Raw genomic sequence first — 25,565 nt, forward strand, 5'->3', positions numbered from 1 at the left:
GTCCTCTTTTCCTTATATATGCGACACAATCAGTTCACAAGATCCTTCAATTGAGAAGCTTCCTGTTTCAGCCGGCAGAATAAAATGAGCGCCCTTTGGCAGTGGATATGTGTGTCCGTCATGCTCTAAAGACCCTTCTCCATGAATCACACTGCATAGCAAAAACGGATAATCCTGCGTAAGCTCTACTTTTTGATCAATTTCCCATTTATACACAGAGAAATATTCTGCTTCGACAAATGTACGAATGGTCACTCCCCGGCGTGTTTCAACTGATTCATCTGCATACCCGTCTACATGAGGAACTGTTGTGACATCAATCGCTTGCGCAAAATGAAGTTCACGTTCGTTGCCATCCTGGTCTTTTCGTTCATAATCATATACGCGATAGGTTGTATCTGAGCTTTGCTGCGTTTCAAGGACAAGCGTTCCTTCGCAAAGCGCATGGATGGTACCGCTTGGCACATAATAAAAATCACCAGGCTTAATCTTCACCCGCCGCAAAAGACCTTCCCAATCTCCACTATTCATCATGGTGACTAGCTCAGTTCTTGTTCTTGCATTGTGCCCATAGATCATTTCTGCTCCTTCTTTGCAGTCAATGATATACCAGCACTCTGTTTTTCCAAGCTCGCCATTTTCATGTCTTTCCGCATAATCATCATCTGGATGAACTTGAACGGACAAGTCTTGGTTTGCATCTAATATTTTAGTTAACAGCGGGAAGCGGTCGCCTTCTATCCCCCCGAACAATTCTCTATGATTGTCCCAAAGTTCGATCAGCGTTTTCCCTTTATATGGACCGTCTTGCACGACACTTGGTCCGTTTGGATGAGCAGAAATTGCCCAGCATTCTCCCGTTTGATCAGAAGGAATATCATAGCCAAATTGATCCCTTAAGGCTGTACCTCCCCATATTCTCTCCTTCAATTCAGGCAGTAAAAAAATTGGTGACTGCTTCATTCAGGATGACTCCTCCCTTTGCTACCCTTTGATAATCCTTACCTAGCTTGATGAAAACTAGTAAGTCTCAACTTTTATTATGACGCTATCTAAAGAGAAGTCAATCCTTTCAGTACACCGAATGAAAACGATAACACAAAAAATATTTTACCCTTTGACAGAGCCTGCGAGAAGCCCTTTGACAAAGTATTTTCCAAGAAGAATATAGACGAGTAGTGTCGGCAGCGCAGCCAATATCGCTCCTGCCATTTGGACGTTCCATTGCACAATTTGACTGCCTGATAGATTTTGCAAGGCAACCATCACCGGCTGATGCTCCGCAGTGGTCATTGTGACCGCAAATAAGAATTCATTCCACACATTTGTGAACTGCCAAATGGCCACCACAACAAATCCTGTGATCGAAAGCGGAAGAATCATATGTCTGAAAATCCCGATAAACCCTGCACCATCCATTTTCGCCGATTCAATCATTTCATCTGGGATGCTCAAATAGAAATTTCGAAACATGAGTGTTGTGATCGGAAGTCCGTATACGACATGGACAAGCACAAGCCCTGGAATTGAATTATACAATCCGACTTCACGCAAAAATTGAATGAGCGGGATCAGGATACTTTGATATGGAATAAACATCCCAAACAGCATCAGCGTAAAGACGACTTCTGATCCTTTGAAACGCCATTTTGATAGGACATAGCCATTCATTGCACCTAATACAGCTGACAGTAAAGTAGCAGGAATGACAAGATAAAGAGAATTCATTAAATTGGGCGCCAGCTTTTCAAACGCGATTTGATAGCTTGAAAAATCGATAGTAGATGGCAGTGACCACATTCGCTCAAGGGTGACTTCACCTAATGGCTTCAAGCTTGTGACGAGCATGACATAAACAGGCATCAGAAAAAAGAGACTGCACAAAATCAATAAAGCATAAAGAACTGGACGGACAAACCATCTGGCTGTCATGATGAAGCCCCCTTCCGGCTCGACAGGAGATATGGCACGATAAAGACCGCAACAGAGATCAGCATGACAACCGCAATGGCGGCACCGCCTGCATAATGGTTTCCTCTAAAGGTCATTTCAAACATATACACGCCCGGAACATCCGTGACAAAGTTCGCACCCGGCCCTGTCATCGAGTAAATCAAATCGAAGATCTTTAAAGAAATGTGAGCCATGATGATAACAACACTTGCAGTAATCGGTTTTAAAAGAGGGAAAATGATTTTCCAGTAAATCTGCCACTCCGTTGCACCATCCATTCTAGCAGCCTCTCTTACTTCCTCTGGAATTCCTCTTAGACCCGCCAAATACATCGCCAGAGAGAAACCTGTCATTTGCCAAACAGCTGCAATGACAACAGCAATCATGGCCGCAGGTACACCAAACTCAATTTTCCCCCAGACAAATCCGGCCAATATGTTCGTATCCGTGTACCATTTAGGCTGGATACCGAGCGTTTTCAAAAATAAATTCACCCCAGTTGACGGGTTTAAAATCCATTGCCAGACGACTCCTGTCACAACGAAGGAAAGGGCCATCGGAAAGAAGAATAAATTCCGAAAAAGAGATTCCCCCTTGATCTTCTGGTCTAGTAAAATCGCAAGTGCGAGACCAGAGACAATGACCGCTCCAATAAAAAATAAAGTGAAAAAGACCGTGTTTCGAAGATCTGATTGAAAGCGGAAATCTTGAAACAGCATGACATAATTGCGAAGACCTGCGAAAGAGAAATCAGGAACAAGTGTGGTCCAGTTTGATAATGACACATATCCTGTCCAGCCAATAAAACCGTAAACAAAGATGAATAATAAAACCGCTGACGGGGCTAAAAAGAGCAGCGCCAGCAGCTGGTCTCCATTCCATTTTTTCCGCATACGTTTGACTTTGGGCACAGGTGTTTTTGTCATCGGCGATGTGTCTATGCGCATGAAACTGCACTCCTTTTTAAAAAAGAGGCGGTGCCTAGCCGCCGCCTCCTTCGTCTTTATTTCATTGCATCTTTTAAAGATGAAACAAACTGACTGCTGTCTTTTTGTGTCACGAAGATATTGACGGCTTGATTTGCTTTTGTCACAAACCCTTCTTCAGCAGCTGAGCCATGAGCAAGAGACGGCGCCAGTTTTGACTCTTTAAATGCCTTCATCGCCGATTTTCCGTATTCATCATATTTTGATACATCTGCATCCACACGTGCTGGAATCGATCCTTTTAGCGGATTAAACGCATCCTGTCCTTCCACAGATCCTAAAACGGATAAGAATTTCTTCACGTTTTCTGGCTGTTTCACACCCTTTGGCAGTCCAAATGTATCGGTGATCACCATAAAGCTTCCTTCCGTTCCAGGAGTCGCCGCGTATCCAAAGTCTTGATTCACCTTCAAATCAAGATCATTCACAAAGTACCCCTTCGCCCAGTCGCCCATGACATTCATTGCCGCTTCTCCTTTTGCCACGAGCTGTGAGGCATCCTGCCAGTTACGTGAACTGTGATCGTCATTGACGTATTCGAGCATACGTCCAAAGATGTCTGCCGCTTCCTTCACTTTCGGGTCATCCATTTTCATGTCGCCAGCCCAAAGTTTTTGATAACCATCTGCACCTAATACACCCAGCAAGACACTTTCAAACAAATGAGTCGCTGCCCAAGGCTCCTTATCTCCAAGTGCAAGTGGTGTGATTCCTTTTTTCTTTAATGCATCTGCTGTTTTGAAAAATTCATCAAATGTCGTTGGCGGCTCTAAGCCTGCATCATCAAATACCTTCTTGTTATACCAAAGCACATTGCCCCTGTGAATGTTCACTGGCACGGAATAGATTTTCCCATCTTTGCTGACAAGGTCAATCAGTGATTCTGGAAATTTGTCTTTCCAGCCTTCTTTTTCATATAAATCATCCAGAGGCTCCATTTTGCCTGCCGCGACCCAGCTCTCATTCAGCTCCGCCCCGCCATGCACTTGAAACGTAGCAGGCGGATCATTTCCCTGCATACGGCTAGTCAGGACAGCCTTTGCATTCGTACCAGCACCACCTGCGACGGCTGCATTTTCAATTGGAATGTCTTTATTCTTCTCTTCAAACAATTGGATGAGTGCCTTCAGCCCGTCTTCCTCACCTGCTCCTGTCCACCAAGAGAAAATTTCGAGTTTTTCCGCTCCGCCTTCTTTTTTTGCCTCTGAGTTCGTCGATGAGCTGCAGGCAGTGACGATAAGCATACAGAGTGCCAGCAGTGTAAAGCCTAATTTAAACTTCATAATTGATCCCCCTATCCCCATTTTGTAAGCGTTATCAAAATAAGTATAATGGAAGATCCTTGCTTTTTTTCAGGCAAACTTCTTCACTTTTTTATGAAATTCTTCATTTTTTTACGGCCCGTTTTCGATATTCCTTCGGTGAACAGCCGACCATCTTCTTAAACACACGGCTGACGTAATTAGGATCTGTATATCCTGCCTGAAAGGTAATTTCTTTTAAGCTAAGCGTGCTGTCTTTGAGGAGCTTTTTGATCTTATCCAGCCGGCAGGCTGTCACATACTCTTTAAATGTCAGACCCGTCTCGTCTTTAAATCGTTTTGTGAAATAGGTGGGACTTAAATCAACATAAGCCGCCGTTTGCTCAAGCGTGATCTGTTCACAATAATATGTTTTGATGTAACGTTTTGCCCGCTCGATGTCATTGATGGTCTGGGTTCTCGCTTCATACACATCAAATAGGTGTTCACAGCACTGGCGGCATTCAGCTGCGGTGCTGATTGTCAATATCGATAGGTCTGTACGGAGTCGTGATTTGAAGAGAATCAGCAGTTCTTTTACCTGCGAAATCGTCGCCCCCTCTAATTGAAAGGCATCAAATAAAGCCAGCGCATCCTCTCTTCTTCCTTCCTCGAGCGCCTGCATCATGCTGTCTGCAAGCTCCGGCAGATGAATCAATGGACCGGGCTTCACCTCTGTTTGGTAAAAGCCATAACGAACAACGCCGCCACTCTTTTTTCGCTGATAATAGGAAAGCTTCGCCTCTGCTGCACTTTTCTGAAGATGAAGCGGGTTTGAGACTGGGTGCCCTATGCCAACGACAGGTGAAGGCTGACCGTTTGTCATGGCAGCTCGAATGGCTTGCAGCACCTCTGCCTTTAGCTGACCTGGTCCCTGCTGACTATAAATGAGGCATGTAAACAGTTCTCCCCCCATCTGAATAGGCACCGTATGAAATCGTGCAGATTTCTGTAAATCGATCAACAGCTGGTCTCCTTCTGTCCGCTGAACAGCAATGATAAGACCTGCTTCATATTCGGAGAATAGTTGTTGAAACTCCATGGATGTATAGGATTGACCGTTCATGACATGCGCTTCAAGCCACTTTGACTGCTGATCGGCCGCTGCCGCCTGCCGCAGAGTCGCCTCCTGCTGAATCTCTGCTGCTACAAATCGAATGGCTGCGATGGTTTCATCTTTGTCAGCTGGTTTGACGAGGTATTGTTTCACCCCTTCCTGCATCGCTTGCTTGGCATAATCGAATGTATCGTAGGCTGTCAGCATAATGAATTTTGTATGAGGACTGATTGCTTTGATCTGTTTGATCGCTGTCAGTCCATCCATGCCAGGCATCTGAATATCCATGAGCACAAGATGAATGGACTCAGATCGCACGAATTCAACCGCCTTCTTTCCATTTTCCGCTTCTCCTGCTATATGACACTCTGGAAGCCATTCGGTTAAGAACTTCCTCATCGCTAGCCGTTCTATTTTTTCATCATCGACAATCAGCACGTTCAGCATGCCGGTCCCTCCTTCATCGGAATAGCCAATTGTATGGTGGTGCCTTCGTTTGGCTTTGAATCAATTTGAAGGGCATCTTGCACCCCGTAAAACAAGCGCAGTCTTGACATTACATTTCGAAGACCGATTCCTGTCGAGTGGCCTTTACTCAGTATGTTCGGATCTTCCTCTTCTTTTTCTGACAGCAATCTTCTTTTCTCCTGTTCATTGATGCCCATCCCATTGTCCCGAATCCGAATCATCACATAGCCGCCTTCTTGATAGATCGAGAGCTCGACAAGTCCCTCTTCCTCCTTTGGCTCGACGCCATGAATAAAGGCATTTTCAACAAGCGGCTGTAAGGTAAGACTTGGGATATGCACAGATAAACACGATTCATCGATGGACATTTTGCACGTAATTCGATCGGCAAATCTCGTTTCTTGTATATGAAAATATTCTTTCACCACTTTCACTTCTTGTTCCAATGTAACGGATGTACTAAGAGCAGACAGCGAATACCGCATCAGCGTGGAAACGGATTGAATCAACCTCGATGTGGCTTCTGCTGATTCTAAGTAAGCCATACGTGAAACGATGTTTAATGTGTTAAATAAAAAATGCGGGTTCATTTGGTTTTGCAGCGTTTTTAGCTTCATGTCTTTGATTTTTTGATCCAATGCTGCCTTTTGTTTGATCTCTTCAATCATCATTTTCATCTCTTGCCGCATTCGCTGAAAGGCTTCATTTAAAACAGAAATTTCATCCTTTGAGGTGACATGCAAATTCGCTCCATCAAAATTTCCTTCTGATACTTCTTTTACGCTTCGGGACAGATGAACAATGGGTCTTGATATCCCGCCAGCAATCATATAAGCCATCCATAAGGCGACCCCGATTGATAACGTAAACAGGCACAAGGTAAAGAGCGCATAGGTATGATGCCTTTTTTGAAGAGATTGATAGAGTACTTGGTATTCAGATAATTCATCATCAAGCAGGGTCATCGTCTGCTCTTGTATATAGGAGGAGACGGTTCTCACTTCCTTCACACTTGCAGCATATTCTTCGATTTTCCCTTCTTTTACATGCGTCATGGTCGCATCACTTTCATTGATGAGCGTCCGCATCATATATTGATATTTTTCAATAGAAGGAATCGCCGCATGAAGCCCGGCATCCTTTCGCAGCGCTTGATCGTATGATTTCATTTTCTGCTTTGACGTAAGATATTCTTTGGCAAACTTCCGATCCTTTTCAATGGCATAGGCATTGACCTTTTCATACATCGTTTTCGCCTCTGTCGAGATATCATTGAGCAGGAGAAAAGAACGAAAGCTCCGGCTATATTCTGATGTGATTTTTGAACTGCTCCAGTAGACAAAAAAAGCGGCTACGTTGCCAAGAAGCACAAGGATTAAAAATGCCAATAACAGCTTACTTCGAATCCTTCTCATGGCTGCATCCCCTGCTTTCTGTCTGTTTGCTGAAGAGGCAGATCCCCGCGCCGGATCACACTCGTTCCCGTGTACTGAAGCGGTTCTTCTTTTTCACCTTTCTGCAAACGAACAAGCGATTCAACCGCTTGATAGCCCATTTCATAAGGATGCTGCACGACCACAGCATCAATTGTCCCATCATCAAGCGCCTGAATCGTATCAGGCAATGTGTCAAATGCAAGCACATAAAAATCAGTGGATGATCGATACTGTGCGATTGCTTGAATGATGCCTGCACCATCTAACGCACTTGTACCATAAAATGCGGTGAGCTTCGCATGATCGTTTAATAGTTTATAAGCCGCACCTGAGGCGCCTGACTTCGTAATGGCTGATTCTTCTATTCCAGCAATATGAATGCGTTTTTCAGCAGAGACTGCATCTCGAAAGCCTTTGACACGCAGCTTTTGATGAATGGCATCCAGCCTGCCTGTGACAATTCCTACATACTGTTCACCTTTTGTATCTGCGATGAGTGCCTGTCCTGCGATAAAGCCTGAATAGTAATTGTCCGTCCCTACATACACTTGTCGCTTGCTCCCCTCTGCATCTGTATCGACGGTGACAACATCAATTCCTTTTTCCCTCGCCTTCTGAAAAAGCGGTTTGTATTTTTTCGCATCAAGTCCCTGTGTCATAATGCCGTCAACATGTCCAGCGATTGCCATATCAATAGTTTTCAGATGATCGTCTACATCCGCTTGCTTTGGGCCCAAATATTCTAGATACACGTGATGAACGTCTGCCGCATCCGCAGCTCCCTTTTGTACAAGCTGCCAATATTCATTATCAAGTTCCTCCGGTACAAGGACAAAATGATATTGATACGTTGACTCCGCTTTATCGGAAGCGCTTTCAATTTTAAATAAATCTTGACCTAATAACGTTAAGAAGATGACAGATACCACACAAAATGTGAGAAATGCGCTCATTCCAATCCACTTAGATAATTTCACCGAGTCCTCCTCCTTTCCACTATTTCCGCATAAAAAAAAGAGCTGCTTATAAGCATACTCTCTCGACCTCTATAATTCCTTTGTCATAAATAAACTGTTTGGATCTTCTTGATATGTACCAAAAGGCGGACAATACTGAAACCCAGCGCTCTCATATAGTTTTCTTGCTGGTTCAAAGAAAGCCATTGCGCCTGTCTCTAAGCTGACACGTGTGTAGCCGCGCCGTTTTGCCTCTTGGAGAAGATGATTCAGCATATATCTCGCTACACCTTTTCGCATATGGAGGGCTGCGGTTCTCATCGATTTGATTTCCCCATGTTCACTTGACAGTTGCCTTAACGCTCCGCAGCCAAGAAGCTCCTCTCCATCTCGCACACTCCACACGGTGACATCTTGCTTTTTTAAATCAGTTAATGGAAGGGCATGAATGCTTTCTGGCGGCGAATGCTCCTTCATCTCTTCTATATGTGCGGTAATCAGCTGGTCAATTCGTCCATCCGTGAGTTCATCTTGTAGAATGTACATTCAATCACTCCTTCATGATCATTGTACGTGAAGAGTTAAATGTTTACCTGCTGTTATGTCAGATAAACGAACAAACAACCGGCATCAACGAGCCAGTTGTTTGTTCGTTTGACAAGTATTTATGAAGAAAGAACGGCTTGTAATTCCTCTGCTGTACTGCTTTCAAGCTGACTTCCGACACCAACAGCCACCGCGCCTGCTTTGAGCCACTTTGGAACATCAGCTGGATGAATGCCGCCCGTAGGGATAAATTCAATTTCTGGAAATGGACCTTGTAAGTTTTTCATATAGGATAAACCGAAAGAGCCGCTCGGAAAAAGCTTGAGCAAGCAATAGCCATCTGCTTTTGCCTGCATGATTTCACTCGGGGTGAGAACCCCTGGTACATAGAGTGTGTCGTAAAATGAAAGATGTTCTCCAATCATAGGAAGGTATCCTGGACTAACGATAAACTGCGAACCTGCCTCAATGGCTGATTGCGCCTGCTCCAGCGTCGTAATTGTTCCCGCTCCTACTATGAGGTCCTGCTCCTCCTGAAAGGATGCGATGATGCGTTCAGCATTTGGCGTGGTATACGTCACTTCAATGGCACGAACTCCTTTTTTCTTTAAACGCTCAATCATTTCAATACCTTCTGCTTCACTACCCGCTCTCACAACTGCGATCAATTTACAAGACGCGAGCTGCTTTTTAACGCTCAAACTTGCTGACTTTCCCATATCTCTCATCCCCTTTCATGTACTCCCGCCTTTGATATCGTTTGGCTTCTTTCATAAAAGCCTGAAGCTCCTCCCGGGTAGGCAGTCCGTCCTTATCGCCAGGAGACATCACTGCAAGTGCCCCGACCGCATTGCCTCTTGTCACGGATTTTTCATGTGATAAGCCGTCAAGCAAGCCGCTGATGACCCCCACTGCAAATCCATCACCAGCTCCAACTGTGTCTACGACATCCTGCACATAAAACCCATTCACAATTCCCTGACCGGCTGCACTTTTATAAAAGGCACCTTCTGCCCCTAGCTTAATGACCACTAGCTTGACACCTTTTTGCAAATAAACATCTGCAATCTCTTCTGGCTCGTGATAACCTGTGAGCCTTTGCCCTTCTGCAAGCCCTGGAAAAAACCAATCCGATTGTGAGGCGATATGATTCACCGTCTGAATCATATCTTTCTCCTCTTTCCATAGCTGAAGCCTTAGGTTTGGATCAAATGAAATGGTTTTGCCCGCTTCCTTCATTTCTTGAAGAGCATGAAAAGAAAACGCTCTCATTTCACTGGATAGGGCAGGCGGAATACCAGTCATATGAAGATGGCCTGCCTGTTTAAAATAGGCGGCGGGAAAGTCGCTTGGACTCATTTTGCTCGCAGCAGAGCCTTTCCGATAATACGTGACGTCAGGGTCTCCTTCCGTCACTTTTGATTTAAGTAAGATTCCCGTTTGAGACCCATCATTTGAACGGAGCACTGCACTTGTATCGACCCCTTCTTTTTGAAGCTCTTCTAAAATAAATGTGCCAAGTGAATCTGCTCCGACTTTGCTCACCCATCCCACATGAAAGCCCAGCCTCGCCAAGCCGACAGCCACGTTACTCTCTGCACCAGCAAGCGCCTTTTGAAATGTATGCACTTGATGAAGCTCTCCAACTTCTTTTGCATAAAACATCGCCATTGATTCCCCAAATGTGACCGCATCCAACGCTTTCACTCATTTCTCCCCTTTCTTGGTACCGGTTTCAAATCGGTTGAAAAAGAGAGAGCATGCACGTATGTATACTCTTCTCTGCCTATCATTTATAAAGATTTCCTCACAATGATTTCTCCATCAAGCTGAATCGTTTGGGGCGCACTTTCATCCCCTTCTAGCCGCGACTTGATTTTTTGCATGGCTGCTTTCCCCATTTCATGAGATGGCTGGGCAACCGTTGTGATTCCAGGTCCAATCAGCTTATACCATTCTGTATCATCAAACCCTGCAATGCCTATCTCTTTAGGTATCTTCACCCCAAGCTCTACAAGTTCACTAATCAGCTTCAGCATGAGTAATCCATTACCGGCTAAAATCGCTTTTTTCTGTTCGTTTGATTGTAAAAAACGGACAATCTCTTCACGCATTTGTTCCTTTTGCTTTAAATCAATTTCTGCAATGATCGGCTTCTTATGTTTACTCAAAGCTGTCTGTTCATATGCTTCCTTTCGTTCTTCACGAGGGCTGATTCCATCGACAGGCTCAGTAAAGAAAGCGATGTGATCATAGCCTTTCTCATACATTTTTTGAAGCAAACGGATGGTGATATCACGGTTGTTCGTGGTCACTGTGTCGACTTTCAGTTCAGGCAGCTTCCGGTCCACAAGAACAATCGGTACACCGTTTTTCTTAAAATCCTCCAGAATGTCATTGTTCTGTCCTGTCGTATTGATGATGAGCCCTTCAATATAATGTGCATTCAGCTTTAGGAGCATTTCCCGTTCTTTTTCTGGACGATTATCTGTGTTGCACACCATGATGCTGTATCCATTTTCATCACAAATCTCTTCGACCCCGCGAAGTGTTGCCACAGAGAATGGATTCGTAATGTCGGCTACAATAAACCCAATGACCTTGCTTTTTCTGACCTTCAATCCTTGAGCAAGCTGACTCGGACGATAATGGAGTTCTTCAATGGCTTTCTTGATTTTTTTTACCTTTTCTGAAGAAATTTCATTTGTTCTGCCATTGATATATCTTGATACAGTTGATTTTGAGACCCCTGCATAAGCTGCAACTTCATTAATGGTGACTTTCGTTTGCTTTTTCTCTTTCATTCAAAAAAACTCCCACAATTGATCTTCTCATTTGGTTCGAAACCGATTTCAAATAAACTCAAAAAGAGCATATCATAATTGAACGCATTTCAGAAGATTTTTTTGCATGATGATAGAAAAAATTCGTTTAATCAGAGGAAAAGAAAGCGATTTCAAAATAACGGTTGACGACGCTCTCTTTTTCCTCTAAAATTTTCCTTGAAACCGATACCAAATAAAATATCAATATTTGTTTCAGATGGAAAGGGAGGCTTATCCAAATGGAAAATCGTTATGCTGTACATCCTGAGCAGGTCAAACGTTTTACTACAGAGGAACTTCGTCGTCATTTTCATATTCCTACGCTGTTTGTCAGTGGTGAATTAAAGCTCTATTACTCGCATGAAGACCGCGTGGTGATTGGCGGAGCGATGCCGGCAGCTGAGCCAATCACACTAGATGCCGGAGACTTTTTACGGACGGAGTATTTTCTTGAAAGACGAGAAATCGGGATTGTGAATGTCGGCGGACAAGGAACGGTCACTGTTGATGGTGAGGCCTTTGTGCTGGAGCATAAAGATTTCTTATATATTGGCCTTGGTCACGAAGATGTACAGTTTACTAGTTCATCAGGCGAGCAGGCCAAGTTCTATTTAGTATCAGCCACGGCTCACAGGGCGTACCCTACGCAAAAAGCAGCCATCGCTGAATTAACACCAAACCACTTAGGGGAAGCAGCTGCTTCCAACGTACGAAACCTGTATCAAGTCATCCATGCAGACGGCATCCAAAGCTGTCAGCTCATGATGGGCATCACTCAGCTTGAAACCAATAACACATGGAACACGATGCCCGCTCATATTCATGATCGCCGGATGGAAGTGTACTTATATCTTGATATCGAAGAGGATGCACGGGTCTTTCATTTTATGGGGGAGCCATCTGAAACGAGACATCTTGTGGTGGCAAATGAGGAAGCAGTCATTTCACCTGCCTGGTCCATTCATTCAGGCTCAGGAACAGCGAATTATTCATTTATTTGGGCAATGGCGGGCGAAAACTATACGTTCAAAGATATGGACTTTGTCCCAATGGATCAGCTGAGGTAACGAGGATGATGACAACTTCATATGCAGCGTCCCTCTTTTCCCTTGAAGGAAAAACAGCCCTTGTGACAGGTCCTGGAACCGGCATTGGGCAAGGCATTGCCGTCGCGCTTGCCAAATCAGGTGCAGATATCATCGGTACGTACCATCACACACCGCTTGAAGAAACAAAGACACTTGTCGAACAGGCAGGCCGATCATTTCATGCGGTTCAGGTTGATTTTTCTAATCCTCAGTCTGCAAAGCAGGCTGTCGATGCCATATTAAAGAAGCATACGATTGATATTTTAATCAATAATGCTGGAACCATTAAAAGAGAGCAGGCGGCTCACTATTCAGAGGAAGATTGGCATACGGTCATGGATGTGAATATCAACAGTCTCTTTTTCCTCACGCAAAAGGTTGGACAGCAGATGCTGAAAAATGGGCAAGGGAAAATCGTTAATATCGCCTCCCTTCTATCGTTTCAAGGCGGCGTCTTTGTCCCTGCTTATACAGCAAGTAAGCATGCTGTCGCTGGGCTGACGAAAGCTTTTGCCAACGAATGGGCAAGCCAGCATATTCAAGTGAATGCGATTGCGCCTGGGTATATTGCGACTAATAACACACAAGCCATTCGTGACGATGAAAATCGAAATGAAGAGATTCTGAAACGAATTCCCGCCGGGCGCTGGGGAAAGCCTGAGGATCTAGCCGGTGCTGCTGTTTTCCTTAGCTCACCAGCTTCTGATTATATGAACGGCCACATTTTAGCTGTTGATGGCGGATGGCTTGCAAGATAAACAAACGAGAGAATTCCTATCCAGGATTCTCTTTTTTCTATTTGTATAATTCTCCACCTTCCGAGTCACTCTATAAAAAACATGTGATGAGGGTGAGGTATTATGAAAAGTCGTATTGAACAAGATATAGCGTCCGTCATTAAGCGTGTCAAAAGCTTTGCCGGAAGAAGTGATGATATCGTGTTCCACTCTTTTTCATTTGGTCCTTCCACTATTTCTGCATGTCTCGTGTACGTTGAAGGACTCACAGAATTTGAGATGCTTTCTAAGCAAATCATTTCACCAATGCAAAAGGAACTCGACATCACTGAGGTTGGTTCTACTACACTTTCCTCCCTTTCAAAAACGTTCTTTGGCATTCAAAATGATGTGCTGGATGATATGAACCTTGCCATCGAGCAGTTATATAGCGGCAAGGCTATTTTATTTGTAGATGGAGCGGCTCAAGCGCTTGCGCTCCATACAAATCTTTTTCAATTTAGGGAAGTAGAAGAGCCGCAATCTGAAGTTCTAGTGAGAGGACCACGGATCGGATTTATTGAGAATCTTGAAAAAAACACGGCTTTACTCCGTGAACGGGCAAACGACCCAAATCTTGTGATTCAAAAGGTGAGTATCGGTACTCGCAATAAAAAATCCGCTGCTCTTGTGTATGTTCGCGATATTGCTGATCCTAAACTAGTAGAAGATGTTCTATCACGCATGACCGAAATCAAAATGGATGACATCCCTGAAACCGGCTATATTGAACAGTTGATTGAGGACAGTCACATCTCCATTTTTCCACAAATTCAAAACACAGAACGTCCTGACCGGGTGATTGCATCTGTGCTTGAAGGAAAAGTCTCCATTTTGCTCGATGGGACTCCTTTTGCCCTTATTTTACCTATGACACTTACAGCTTTAATGCAATCTCCGGAAGATTATTATCAGAGGTGGACAAGCGCGACTCTTTTGCGTTTACTTCGTTATATTGCCGTGCTCCTCACGATTTTTTTACCCGGGCTTTACATTGCACTTGTCTCTTATCATCCCGGTTTATTACCGACAAGAATGGCACTCACCATCGCAGGCAGCAGGCAGAATGTTCCCTTCCCTCCTGTTGTCGAAGCCATTCTCATGTCTTTTACGATAGAGCTGCTGCGTGAAGCTGGACTACGGCTTCCAAGAGCCATCGGACAGACAATTGGGCTCATTGGCGGCGTAATTATTGGTCAGGCAGCTGTCCAAGCTAATATCGTCAGTGCCTTAATGGTGATTATTGTGTCACTGACTGCATTGGCTGACTTCACGGCGCCGTCATATGACTTTAGTTTCCCACTGCGTATTTTGCGGTTTATGGCGATTTTTAGTTCAGCATTGTTTGGATTATACGGCTTAATCATGTGTTATTTATTTGTGCTTTGTCACTTGATGCAATTAAAGACCTTTGGTTTTGACTATTTCACACCAGTGTTGTCTTCACCGTTTTCAGATCTAAAGGATACGTACGTTCGTTTACCAATCGGGCTATTTAAATCCAGACCAAAAACAGCAAAAATAAAAAATCTCAAAAGACAAGGAGATTAAACGATGTACAGACCTGAAAGGCTATCATTGTTACAAGTCACCATCCTCTGCAGCTCTACAATGATAGGCGCTGGAATTTTAACCATTCCACGCAGTTCTGCCAATTCAGGATACCCTGATGGCTGGATCATTGTATTAATACAGGGCGTCATCTTTGCTTTCGTTGCTTTTTTGTTGGGGTGGATTGCCGAAAAAAATGCACCAGACACCATTTTTGAGTCAAATACAAAAGGAGCAGGGGCATTCTTCGGGACGATCTTTAATTTAATGCTGGTCGCCTATTTACTAGGCATTGTCGGCTTTGAGGCACGTGTTCTTGGCGAAGTGGTCCAGTTTTTCCTGCTGCAATCGACTCCCATGGCAGTGATTGTAATGATTTTTCTACTTGTGGCGATCTATCATTTGAAAAGCGGTATCTTTCCAGTTGTCAAAATGGTGACCTATATTTATCCAATCACCATGGTCATTTACATAGCGCTCATGCTGTTTTGTTTGAAAATATTTGATTTTGATTATTTGCGTCCTGTGATGGCGCATGGTTTTAAAGATTTTAGTAAGCTGTTCTCTCAAACCTTTATTCAATTTACAGGCTTTGAAGTGATTTTGTTTATCGTGCCACTCATTTATAAAGACAAATGGTCGAAGGCAAAATGGGCAGCTGCCATCGGCGTTGGCATTACGTCTCTCGTGTACTCCCTCACACTCTTTATAGTGATTGGCTCCATGACCGTGGGTGAAACGAAATCTCTCACCTGGCCAACCGTGTCCCTCATTCAAGCGCTTGAAATTGAAGGGGTGTTTATCGAACGATTTGATATTTTCTTACTGACGATCTGGACGTGTCAGCAGTTCATTTGTATGCTGGGCTTTTTCCAGTTTGCGATTAAAGGCTGTTTCACCGTTTTTAAAACAACCAATTTAACGAGACTGTTATGGCTGCTATTTTTGATTACATCAGCACTCTCACTTTTCCCTAAAAATATTAATGAAGTCTTTTACTATTCTACTTTACTCGGCTACGCATTGTTCGCGGTTTTAGCCATTCCTTTTATTACTGCTATCCTGCTGATGATACGCAAAAAATGGGGAGGTCGTTCTGCATGAAAAGAAGGCGTATACTGTTATTCTTTTTTTCCTGCTGCCTTATCCTTTTATCAGCAGGCTGCTGGGACTTAAAGGATATTGAAAAACTATCGTTTGTACGCGGTGTTGGCATAGATGAGGAAGAAGAGAATGAAGTTAAGCTGACCTACCAAAACCTTGTACCGAAAACGGGTGGAACACAAGAAGCCGATTCTCCCGGCTATGTGAATGTCGTCTCGAGGGGAAAAAATGTGCTTGAGGCTGTCAGTAATGTCGCCTTGAAGGACCCGCCGATCTATAGTGATCACCTGAAAATCTTCTTGTTTGGCAGAAATCAAGCGGAGCATCACGATATTCAAGGAACACTTAATCATTTTATTCGAGATGATGAGGTTCGGCGCAGCAGCTATCTCCTCGTGTCACGAGGAGATGCGTCAAAAGTCATCAACCAAAAATTGAAATCACAGCAAAAGGTTCCGGTTGAACATATCTTCGAAACATCCAAAAACCGAAGCTTTAACGGAAAAATCGCACTGCCAACACGTATTGGCCGGGCGTCTGATTACTTTCAGATGGGCGTTAGCTTCCTTGTGCAAAGTGTAGATGCGGTAGACGGTGAACTTATTTATGATGGGGCAGGTATCATTCACGGAAAAACAAGAAAGCTGATCGGTTTCATCTCTTCAAAGGATGTCCAATATTTAAACTGGGTAACGAATCGGATCTCAGGCGGAGTTGTACCTGCCACCTACAAAGGTTACCCGATAACGTATGAAATAAAAAAAGCTAAAACGAAGGTCGAGCCCTATCTGAAAGATGGAAAGGTTTCCTTTAAAATTAGCGTACAAACAAATGGAAAATTGTCAGAAGATCAATATCCCCCTGAAAACTCATACGATGAACAGTACATCAAACGATTTGAGAAGGTTTTTTCTCGTAAAATTAAAGAGCGCATACAAAAAACGGTCAGTCATATGCAACATGAAGTAGGTGTTGATCCTATTTTTTTAAGCCGGCAGTTTCGTATTAAGTATCCTGAATATTGGGATCAGCATCGAGATGAATGGGACAAACTATTTCAAGAAGCAGACATAACGTATGACATCAAAGTGAGCATCTTGAACTTTGGCGCAGAAGGCGCAACAAAAAGCTTCAAATGGTAATACCAAAAGGCGGTTATCCCGATGAGGAACCGCCTTTTTTACGTACAACGATTAGAAGCTGGTATAGCGTCACTTGATCAGACAACTCTTTTGTTTGAAAGCCAAGTGATGCTCCTATCCTCGCCACCTCGTCAAAAAACAATTGGACGTTTTGATCAATCTGTACATTGATCGGCTGCTCGATCACGCGTTCAAACAATGGGTCTGGAAAAAGCGCACGCATCGTGTTTGGTGTGAAGAACCGTATATGGGTTCGGTCTAAAATTCCTACATCTTGATACGTAAAATCCCCTGTCATCAAAGGAAGAAGTACCTCTGCATGCATCATGTTAGGCAAACAGCAAATGATGACACCGCCTGGCTTTAAAGATGCGTGGGCTTGCTCAATGATGTGCCAAGGATCTGACACATGCTCTAAAACATCTGAAAAAATGACCGCATCAAAAAAGGCCTCTTTCTCTGACCATGGGTATTCATCTGCATTTGCCTCGATGACTTCTTCATAATACGCCTTTGCGACCGCTGCTTTTAACGTATCCGCCTCTACCCCGTACATGTGTACAGACTGACGTTTCATTAGTTCAAGCCCGGTAGCCCCTGCGCCGCACCCAACATCCAGCACGCGAGCAGCGTCCTCAGGGAGTAATTCCGCAAAATACGGATGAGGGGTGATCAAATTTAGATCTATGCCCCACTTATCTAAAAATCGAAGTCTATTCTCAGTAAACAGTGTAGAGATGTTCGTTTCTTGATTGGCATTGAAGGTAGCATGGCCATGATGATGCACAAAGGAATCATGCACAATTTGCAGCTGATATCCTTTTAGTAATGACCGCAAACATAGATCGTCATCCTCAAATGATCCATATACAAACCGCTCATCAAATAACCCCACATCCTCGATCAGCTTTCTTTTCACGAGCAAGCAAAACCCTACAAGCCGGTGCACATAAGTTCTCTGACCTTTTCTCTTAGACGTATACTCTTTAGCAAAGGCTGGGAGCTCCTTCACATCTGTATACGACGGCTGGACCATCTGAGGGCCGCTCACATAATTAGAGACGGGCCCCACCATCCCAATCCGTTCTGATGCAAATAACGCCTCTTTTAATGGAGGCAGCCAATTTTCCGTCACGATCGTGTCATTATTTAAAAAGAGAATGCTGTCTCCTGAAGCTTTTTTTGCTCCTTGATTACATCCCTTTGCAAAACCTTCATTCTCTTCATTATCAATGAAAATCACATCATCCAGCTCTCTTACATATTCCTTCGTGCCGTCAGTTGACGCATTATCGACAATGATGAGTTCATATTGGTCGCTATCCGTATGCTGTTTCATGCTATCGATACATTTTTTCGTCAAATGCAGTTCATTGTACGTCAGCATGACAATGCTTGTTTTCCCTTTCATCTCATTTCCACCTTTCTCCCGCCTGTTCCATATGTATGTGATAGGCAGCACGTTCAGAAGATGAGGGAATGTCCTTTCTTGATTAAACGTTTGTTTAACATAGAAAAGCCAGCTGCACACGCCAGCTGGCCATTGTTCATACCGTTTTTCCTTCGCCACTTGCGACGGCACGATTTCTCTTTTTTAAATCTTCTTCGATTTCTTCAAGACTTTTTCCCTTCGTTTCGGTCACCAAGTATTTCACAAATAAGAAGGCGCCTACGCCAATGACCGCATAGATGAGGAAAAGATTACTGATACCAATCGCGCTTAATAAAGCTGGAAATGTCAGCGAGATGATTAAATTTCCTGTATGAAGAAGGAAGGTGGAGACACCTGTACCGATTCCCCTGACGTGTACTGGGAACAGCTCTGGGAGCATCACCCAAACGACTGGCCCCCAGCTGACAGCAAAGATGACGATAAAGAGACCTAAACAAATAACGGTTGTCCATCCTGCAGCTGTCGACCCTTCAAAAAATCGGTTGACCACTGACAGGACAATTAAACTAAGGACCATTCCTGCATTCCCAAATAGGAGCAGCGCTTTACGCCCTACACGGTCAATGATTTTAATGGCAACAAACGTCATAATGACATTCACTGCACCAATTCCAACAGTTCCTAAAATCGCTGCTGAATTCCCAAAACCAACACTTGTGAATGTTTTTGGCGCATAGTAAATGATCGTATTTGTACCGATAAACTGCTGCAGAAAGGCTAGGCCGACACCGGCAATCAATGCTGGGCGTACCCACGGCTCAAATAATTCCTTAAAACCGCCTTTCTCTTCACTTTCCGCCTTTTGAATATCTGAAATTTCTTCTTCCACTTCTTGCTGACTTTTTCTGAGTTTCGATAATATCTCCTTCGCACGGTCAGCCTGTCCGTGCACAAACAGCCAGCGGGGACTTTCCGGCATAAACAAAATCCCGAATAATAATAGAACAGAAGGAACAACCGCAATTCCAAGCATCAAGCGCCATGCCTCTGCATCCGCTAAAGCGTAGTTCACAATATAGGCAAGAAGAATACCAAATGTGATCATGAGCTGGTTTAAAGAGGACAGTGCCCCTCGTGATTCCTTTGGCGCAAGTTCAGATAAATATAATGGAACAATCGTTGTCGAGCACCCGACAGCGAGCCCTAGCACAATTCGGAATAAGACCATCACTTCTGTATTCGGTGCAAGAGCTGTACCAAATCCGCCGATAATAAACAAAATAGCTGCGGCGATGATGGCTTTTTTCCGCCCAAATTGGTCTGTCAGCTTTCCAGAAAGAGAGGAACCGAGCATCGCCCCGATTAAAATCGAGCTGACGACAAGCCCCTCTGTAAACGCATTTAAACCTAAATCCTCTTTCATAAATAAGATGGCGCCAGAGATGACACCTGTATCATAGCCATATAAAGCACCGCCAAGGGCGCCGAAGAAATAAAGCCATCCATTCCGATTTTTCATATACATAACCCCACTTTTGTCTCTGTACTCTTATGAAAAGTCATTTTCCTCACTTCCTGTCATTTCAAACATTTCGATGTTTTATGACAAATATATTTCATTTGTGTATCTTTGAAACTTTTTACGAGAAGAAAACGTCAATTAAGCGTTAGTGAAAAAAATGTCGCACTATATCCCGTTTTAAGGTATATTTGTTTTAGTTTGTAAGCATAAAGAAGGACATCTTTACTATAAAATCATAGCGAGGGTTTAAAATATATGGATCAATCACGAAGTAAACGCAAAGGAAAAAAGCGTTTAAAACCATGGGTGAAAGTCACTCTTTTTATCATTAGTATTCTTTTACTGACAACTGCTTCAGTCACAGGCTATGCCTACTACAAAATAACAAATGCTGCCAAAAAGGCTCAAGTATCTCTTGATCGCGGCGCACAATCTGTGAAACGAATTGAAGCATTCGATCCAGGAAAAGACAGCTTTTCTGTCTTGCTGCTTGGAATTGACAGCAGACCGGGCGAAACAGTGAAACAAGCACGAAGTGACGCAATGGTTTTGGCAACCATTAACCGCACAAATAAAACCGTTAAATTATTAAGCATTCCTAGGGACTCATACGTTAATATTCCAGGCCACGGTTTTGATAAAATTACTCACGCACACGCATTTGGCGGTGCAGATTTAACAGTGAGCACAGTCGAAGATTTACTAGATATTCCGGTCGATTTTGTCATCCAAAGTAATTTCGTAGCGTTTAAAGAAATCGTCAACGAATTAAACGGTGTTCCTATTAACATCAAGGATGAGTATCTTGTGAAACAGATTAAAAAGGATACAAAAGGCAAGGTTGTGCTTCAAACTGGAACTCATACACTAGATGGTGATCAAGCGCTCGCATATGTGAGAACGAGAAAAGCAGATAGTGACTTAATGCGTGGACAGCGACAAATGGAAGTATTAAAAGCCATTTTTGATAAATCAAAATCATTAACATCTATTCCGTCATACGACAATATCATTGATACACTCGGTGATAATGTGTCAACCACTCTTTCTATGAAAGAGTTAGTCGGTCTTTTCCCGCTTCTGACTTCATTGAAATCGGTTGATACCATTCAGCTTAAAGGATCTGATTACCAGCCAAACGGCATTTATTATTTCCAATTGGATCAAAACCAGCTGAACGAAGTAAAAACAGAATTGAAGAAGCAGCTTGAATTATCATAAATAAAAGCGTCCCTTTGGGGCGCTTTTTCTTATTTCCTTGATCATTCACTCATTTTTGTTTAGCCTTGATAGTGAGGAATCAACCATCCTTTTTTTATGAGAATGAAGGAAATCGTACATACTTTGAAGAGGCTATTGCATGAATGAAGGAGGATTTGACAGCGATGAAAAAAATGATTGCGATTGATTTAGACGGTACACTCTTAAATACAAAAAGTGAAATATCCGCTCAAAACCGAGAGGCATTGATTCGTGCGAAGGAAGCTGGATATATTGTGACGATCTGTACAGGGCGGGCAACTTTTGATGTCAAGGAGCTGCTTGGCGATTTGGACATCCCCATTATTGCGGCAAACGGCGGGACTGTCCATACAGAAGGATACGAGCTCTTCAGCCGAATCACACTGGATCAAGAAGCAGGCAAGCGGGCTGCAAAGGCATTAGTGGAACGAAACATTTACTTTGAAGTCTATACAGATGATGCTCTCCTCTCTCCTTTTGATGGAAAAGAGAAGCTGAAAGCAGAATTTGATCTGATCAAAAGTGCAAACCCAAATGAGGATCTCGCTGATCTATGGGAAGGAGCCATGACGCAATTTAAACAATTTGGCATCAAACCAGTAGATGATATCCGTGAGATTTTTGAGTCGAACGAACCGACCTATAAATTACTCTGCTTCTCTTTTGATATGAACAAACTGAACGAAGCACGAAATCTTCTGGCAGACATGCCCGAGCTTTCATTGACCTCGTCTGGAAAACATATTATTGAGGTGCTGCCAAAAGAGTCTGGAAAAGGACATGCCCTGAAAAAGCTCGCAGCCCATTATGGTGTAGACCGCTCACATATTTATGCAATTGGTGACAGCCCAAACGACCTTTCTATGTTTGAAGAAGCAGGCCACCGCATTGCAATGGGGAATGCTGTTGATGTCATTAAAGAAAAGAGCACCTTCATCACAAAAGGAAATCATGAAGACGGTGTCGCTTATTTTATTGATCTTCTTTTACAAAATCAATTCCATGAAAAAAAGACGCTTGTCTGATCAGCGCCTAGAGAGAAGTCCAGAAGTCCGATACAAGTATTGATCGGGCTTTTTCTTTATTTTTTGATTCTAACAGCCGTTTCATATTTGTCCTTCCAGTACGTACTTGTTTTCATATTGGTTAAGACAACACCGTTTGAGACAGTCACATGAATGACTTGATTGGATCCTGCATATATCGCCGGCATCAATGATGTTCCGCTGAAGAAGACAAGATCTCCCGGCTGAAGTTCAGAACGTTTCACAGATGTACCTGCTTTAACTTGACCTGATGCATAGCGGGGCAGCTCAATGCCAAGCACTTTTTGATACACGTACTGCGTGAATCCTGCTGTATCAAATCCTTCCTTTGGGTTCGTACCGCCTTTGACATAAGGGACTTCACCAATATACGTAGCGGCTTTTGATACGATAGGGTCCTCTTTCGCAAGCTCCAGATCTGTTAACCGTTTCGCACCTGTCCATTTTTCGCGCCAATACGATTCAGACAAATAAGAAATTGTCACACTTTCAGAACGGCTCGCATGAATAAAGCGGTCGCCTCCAATATACATACCTACATGAGAAATTCCGGGCTTATATGTGTTGCTAAAAAAGACAAAATCCCCAGGGCGGATATCGTCTAATGCCACTTTTTCTCCAACGATCCACTGCTGTTCAGCACTTCGAGGTAAATAAATCCCAAGCGATTTTTCAAATAAATACTGTAAAAATCCTGAGCAGTCGAATCCAGTCTTTGGATCTGCTCCTCCAAATTCATAAGGAATTCCTAAATAGGTCAGCGCATCTTTCACAAGAGGATCATCAGAAATTTCTTGCGTGCCGGGCAGGCGTTTGACCGCATAAAATCGGTCTGTCCAATATTTGCTTTTGCTGACATCCGTTTTCACCACACCTTGACTAAGCGTGATGTGGATGACCTGATTGTTCCCCGCGTACAACGCCACATGTGTTGGGATATCCTTTGTTTCTTCAAGGCTTCGGAAATACACAAGGTCACCGGGCTGCGCTTTATCCCATGATACCTTTTTTCCAATCTGATATTGGTCGATTACCTTCCGTGGCAAATCAAATGTTTCGGATGTCTTGTACACATATTGAATAAACCCAGATGCATCAAAGCCCGTTTTTGGATCGGTTCCTCCTTTATGATAAGGTGTTCCAATCAGCTTTTCCGCTTGCTCCAAAAGAGATGGTGTTTGAGCAGATACCGCTGATTGAGACATGAACATCAGCCCTACAAGCGCACACCCTCCTATCAATATTCCTTTCCATTTCATGATCCTTTCCCTCCAATCTTCTATAGTTTCGGCATGACACCTTTCATTTTACACCCTTTTTCGACAAAAAAAAGAGCACGCGATGTGCGTGCCCTTTATCCTTTTTAGGTTATTTACCTGCTTCCGCTTTTGACTGCTTTTGCTGTTCAATTTTCTGCATTTCAACCGAAATCTTTTGTTTTTCGTGATCTGTCAGACTGTCACTAAATTTAAAAGCAGACATAAAGACAAAGACTAAAATTAACGCAACAAACGGCCAGCTTGCTTTTAGGAATTTCATTTCTTCTCTTTCCCTCCGTTTTCTTTTAAGTTTTTAACTTTATCAGCGTGATCTACTTCAAAGAAAATGTGTCCGTCTTTTTCTTTCCAATCCGCATTCGTTCCATTGGTCAGCATACGGATAATGGCTTTTGATTCTAGAGATCCTGCTTTTACTGGAGCAGGTGTTGCTTCTTTGATGTACATTGGGACAACTTCAAATGTCGCTTTTCCATCTTCATTCAGATGATACTGAACAAGTGCAGAATCACGTGTTCTTGACCAGCCTTGGTCAAAAATAAAGTTGCCTAGGCTATAGAAAATCGCTGTTCCGTTATAGACTTCCATTGGTTCAAGGACGTGCGGGTGGGCACCGATAATGATATCAGCTCCGGCCTTAGACATCGCTCTTGCCAATTCTCTTTGTCTGTCGTTTACTTCATTGTTGTACTCCTGTCCCCAGTGAGCATGAACAACGACGAGATCTGCCTTTTCAGCAGCCTGCGAAATCATCGGAATAAAGATAGATGGATCGGCTGGCAGAATACCCGCCTGGCGATTCGTTGCTTTGAAATCTTTCCCATACACATCTGTAAAACCAAGTGTAGCAATTTTGACACCATTTACTTCTTTGTACGAAATGTTCTGCTTCGCATCTTGGAGGTTACGGCCTGCACCTGTATAATCCATGCCATTTTGTTCAAAGGCATTGATCGTGTTGTTCAGCCCTTTTTCACCATAGTCTGCCGCATGGTTATTCGCAAAGTTTAAGACAGAAAAATTTAAATCCTTCAACGCTTGGACAGAATCTTCATCTGTTTTTAAATGAATATTCTTTTGGGCTGCCTGTTCCTTATCTGATGCGACAGGATGCTCAAAGTTACCTGTCACATAATCTGACACATCAAAATATGGCTTGGCATAACGAAAGAGATGCTCTTTTCCATAGCGTTCTGTTACTTTCTCTACATTTCTTCCAAACATAATGTCACCGACAAACGAAGCGGTCAGGATGTTTTCTGGATTCTTTTGTACAGTTGGCACTTGTGCTTTCCCGATAAACGTAAATAGAAATGTACAAGCAATGACGATCGGTAAAGCAATGAGTACGTGTTTATTCGTCTTTTTCTTTTGATTCTTTGTGATTTTCAGCAGCTTTTCCTGAAAGCTCAATTTTTTATTCATCATTGGACACACCTTATCTTAAAATAGATAGTAAACATACATGATGGCAAATGTTGCACCACTTAGAAGTAACGTGCTTCCAAGGGTAATCGTAAGACCTTGCTTTTGAATCGTATTTGCAATCAATCCAGGGACGATGATTCCGATTCCGCGGAATTCTGCTATTTCAAATGGGACCACTGGATAGAAGAAATCAAATATCAGCTTTAAGGCAATTCCTGTAATCAGCATCGCAGCAAACTTTCTGCGTCCGTATAAAATCATGAATTTTGATAAGCCAAAGCGAACGATCACATACGTAAGCAAGCTGACAGATAAGACGATTAAAATGAAGACTGGCTGGTTAAATACGAGCGCCAGATAACCCGGGACAACAAGTCCAGCTGGTACGATTCCTGTTTTTTCTGCAAAGATTAAACTAAGTAGAACACCTAAAATTAACGAGATATAAAGATCTGATCCGAACATTTT

The 25,565-nt window shown here is 43.2% G+C and carries 24 protein-coding genes; 7 read left to right on the forward strand and 17 right to left on the reverse strand.

Features of this window, described 5'->3' with window-relative positions; genetic code table 11:
• Positions 1-12: 12 nt before the first annotated feature.
• From manA to NSU11_RS17325, 11 genes are all read right to left on the reverse strand, one after another.
• A complete protein-coding gene (manA, locus tag NSU11_RS17275) occupies positions 13-963 on the reverse strand; it encodes a mannose-6-phosphate isomerase, class I (RefSeq protein WP_044333314.1) in 951 nt (316 codons plus the stop codon).
• A gap of 147 nt (positions 964-1,110) precedes the next feature.
• Complete coding sequence (locus tag NSU11_RS17280; RefSeq protein WP_024423650.1) at positions 1,111-1,932, reverse strand: carbohydrate ABC transporter permease; 822 nt, start codon at positions 1,930-1,932, stop codon at positions 1,111-1,113.
• Positions 1,929-2,900 carry a sugar ABC transporter permease gene (locus NSU11_RS17285; RefSeq protein WP_034624582.1) on the reverse strand — a complete coding sequence of 324 codons (972 nt, stop codon included), beginning with the start codon at positions 2,898-2,900 and terminating at the stop codon, positions 1,929-1,931. Before NSU11_RS17285 ends, NSU11_RS17280 begins: the two co-directional genes overlap by 4 nt.
• A gap of 56 nt (positions 2,901-2,956) precedes the next feature.
• Positions 2,957-4,222, reverse strand: coding sequence for an ABC transporter substrate-binding protein (locus NSU11_RS17290; RefSeq protein ID WP_029706335.1), 1,266 nt, complete (start codon positions 4,220-4,222; stop codon positions 2,957-2,959).
• Positions 4,223-4,325: 103 nt separating this feature from the next.
• Positions 4,326-5,744 (reverse strand): response regulator, encoded by a 1,419-nt coding sequence (locus tag NSU11_RS17295; RefSeq protein WP_342493691.1) that lies wholly within the window; start codon positions 5,742-5,744, stop codon positions 4,326-4,328.
• The gene (locus tag NSU11_RS17300; protein WP_342493692.1) at positions 5,738-7,180 is read right to left on the reverse strand and encodes a histidine kinase; all 1,443 of its coding nucleotides are present in this window, start codon (positions 7,178-7,180) and stop codon (positions 5,738-5,740) included. Before NSU11_RS17300 ends, NSU11_RS17295 begins: the two co-directional genes overlap by 7 nt.
• Positions 7,177-8,178: a sugar-binding protein gene (locus tag NSU11_RS17305; protein ID WP_198456609.1), complete on the reverse strand. Its 1,002-nt coding sequence runs from the start codon at positions 8,176-8,178 to the stop codon at positions 7,177-7,179. The genes NSU11_RS17300 and NSU11_RS17305 overlap by 4 nt, the downstream gene beginning before the upstream one ends.
• A 69-nt stretch (positions 8,179-8,247) precedes the next feature.
• Positions 8,248-8,703 carry a GNAT family N-acetyltransferase gene (locus NSU11_RS17310; protein WP_044333324.1) on the reverse strand — a complete coding sequence of 152 codons (456 nt, stop codon included), beginning with the start codon at positions 8,701-8,703 and terminating at the stop codon, positions 8,248-8,250.
• 119 nt (positions 8,704-8,822) lie between these two features.
• Entirely contained in the window at positions 8,823-9,422 is a 600-nt protein-coding gene (locus NSU11_RS17315) for a bifunctional 4-hydroxy-2-oxoglutarate aldolase/2-dehydro-3-deoxy-phosphogluconate aldolase (RefSeq protein ID WP_044333326.1), read from the reverse strand.
• Complete coding sequence (locus tag NSU11_RS17320; RefSeq protein WP_342493693.1) at positions 9,394-10,410, reverse strand: sugar kinase; 1,017 nt, start codon at positions 10,408-10,410, stop codon at positions 9,394-9,396. Before NSU11_RS17320 ends, NSU11_RS17315 begins: the two co-directional genes overlap by 29 nt.
• A gap of 86 nt (positions 10,411-10,496) precedes the next feature.
• A complete protein-coding gene (locus NSU11_RS17325; protein ID WP_024423658.1) occupies positions 10,497-11,507 on the reverse strand; it encodes a LacI family DNA-binding transcriptional regulator in 1,011 nt (336 codons plus the stop codon).
• 260 nt (positions 11,508-11,767) lie between these two features.
• Between NSU11_RS17325 and kduI the strand changes: the two genes are divergently transcribed.
• From kduI to NSU11_RS17350, 5 genes are all read left to right on the forward strand, one after another.
• A complete protein-coding gene (gene kduI / locus NSU11_RS17330; RefSeq protein WP_024423659.1) occupies positions 11,768-12,595 on the forward strand; it encodes a 5-dehydro-4-deoxy-D-glucuronate isomerase in 828 nt (275 codons plus the stop codon).
• Between the two features lie 5 nt (positions 12,596-12,600).
• Complete coding sequence (gene kduD / locus NSU11_RS17335; RefSeq protein WP_024423660.1) at positions 12,601-13,374, forward strand: 2-dehydro-3-deoxy-D-gluconate 5-dehydrogenase KduD; 774 nt, start codon at positions 12,601-12,603, stop codon at positions 13,372-13,374.
• 102 nt (positions 13,375-13,476) lie between these two features.
• Complete coding sequence (locus NSU11_RS17340) at positions 13,477-14,943, forward strand: spore germination protein (protein WP_024423661.1); 1,467 nt, start codon at positions 13,477-13,479, stop codon at positions 14,941-14,943.
• A gap of 3 nt (positions 14,944-14,946) precedes the next feature.
• Positions 14,947-16,047, forward strand: a complete 1,101-nt coding sequence (locus NSU11_RS17345; RefSeq protein WP_024423662.1) for a GerAB/ArcD/ProY family transporter — start codon at positions 14,947-14,949, stop codon at positions 16,045-16,047.
• Positions 16,044-17,189: a Ger(x)C family spore germination protein gene (locus NSU11_RS17350; RefSeq protein WP_024423663.1), complete on the forward strand. Its 1,146-nt coding sequence runs from the start codon at positions 16,044-16,046 to the stop codon at positions 17,187-17,189. Before NSU11_RS17345 ends, NSU11_RS17350 begins: the two co-directional genes overlap by 4 nt.
• 13 nt (positions 17,190-17,202) lie before the next feature.
• Here the strand turns inward: NSU11_RS17350 and NSU11_RS17355 are convergent, their stop codons facing one another.
• Positions 17,203-18,600 (reverse strand): bifunctional glycosyltransferase family 2 protein/class I SAM-dependent methyltransferase, encoded by a 1,398-nt coding sequence (locus NSU11_RS17355; RefSeq protein WP_024423664.1) that lies wholly within the window; start codon positions 18,598-18,600, stop codon positions 17,203-17,205.
• Positions 18,601-18,736: 136 nt separating this feature from the next.
• A complete protein-coding gene (locus NSU11_RS17360; RefSeq protein WP_116344276.1) occupies positions 18,737-20,101 on the reverse strand; it encodes a sugar porter family MFS transporter in 1,365 nt (454 codons plus the stop codon).
• A gap of 258 nt (positions 20,102-20,359) precedes the next feature.
• Between NSU11_RS17360 and NSU11_RS17365 the strand changes: the two genes are divergently transcribed.
• Positions 20,360-21,325, forward strand: coding sequence for an LCP family protein (locus NSU11_RS17365; protein ID WP_024423666.1), 966 nt, complete (start codon positions 20,360-20,362; stop codon positions 21,323-21,325).
• Between the two features lie 164 nt (positions 21,326-21,489).
• On the forward strand, positions 21,490-22,371 hold the full coding sequence (locus tag NSU11_RS17370) for a Cof-type HAD-IIB family hydrolase (RefSeq protein WP_025093926.1): 882 nt from the start codon (positions 21,490-21,492) through the stop codon (positions 22,369-22,371).
• 56 nt (positions 22,372-22,427) lie between these two features.
• Here the strand turns inward: NSU11_RS17370 and NSU11_RS17375 are convergent, their stop codons facing one another.
• The 4 genes from NSU11_RS17375 to pgsC all read right to left on the reverse strand — a co-directional run bounded on the left by NSU11_RS17375 (position 22,428) and on the right by pgsC (position 25,562).
• Positions 22,428-23,651, reverse strand: coding sequence for a C40 family peptidase (locus NSU11_RS17375; RefSeq protein WP_341319647.1), 1,224 nt, complete (start codon positions 23,649-23,651; stop codon positions 22,428-22,430).
• A 109-nt stretch (positions 23,652-23,760) separates the two neighbouring features.
• Positions 23,761-23,931 (reverse strand): hypothetical protein, encoded by a 171-nt coding sequence (locus NSU11_RS17380; RefSeq protein ID WP_087976066.1) that lies wholly within the window; start codon positions 23,929-23,931, stop codon positions 23,761-23,763.
• Positions 23,928-25,094, reverse strand: a complete 1,167-nt coding sequence (locus NSU11_RS17385) for a CapA family protein (RefSeq protein ID WP_024426300.1) — start codon at positions 25,092-25,094, stop codon at positions 23,928-23,930. Before NSU11_RS17385 ends, NSU11_RS17380 begins: the two co-directional genes overlap by 4 nt.
• An 18-nt stretch (positions 25,095-25,112) precedes the next feature.
• On the reverse strand, positions 25,113-25,562 hold the full coding sequence (gene pgsC, locus NSU11_RS17390) for a poly-gamma-glutamate biosynthesis protein PgsC (protein ID WP_024426301.1): 450 nt from the start codon (positions 25,560-25,562) through the stop codon (positions 25,113-25,115).
• Between the last annotated feature and the right edge of the window lie 3 nt (positions 25,563-25,565).

The organism is Bacillus sp. FSL R5-0712 (assembly GCF_038593285.1).
GTDB lineage: Bacteria > Bacillota > Bacilli > Bacillales > Bacillaceae > Bacillus > Bacillus safensis.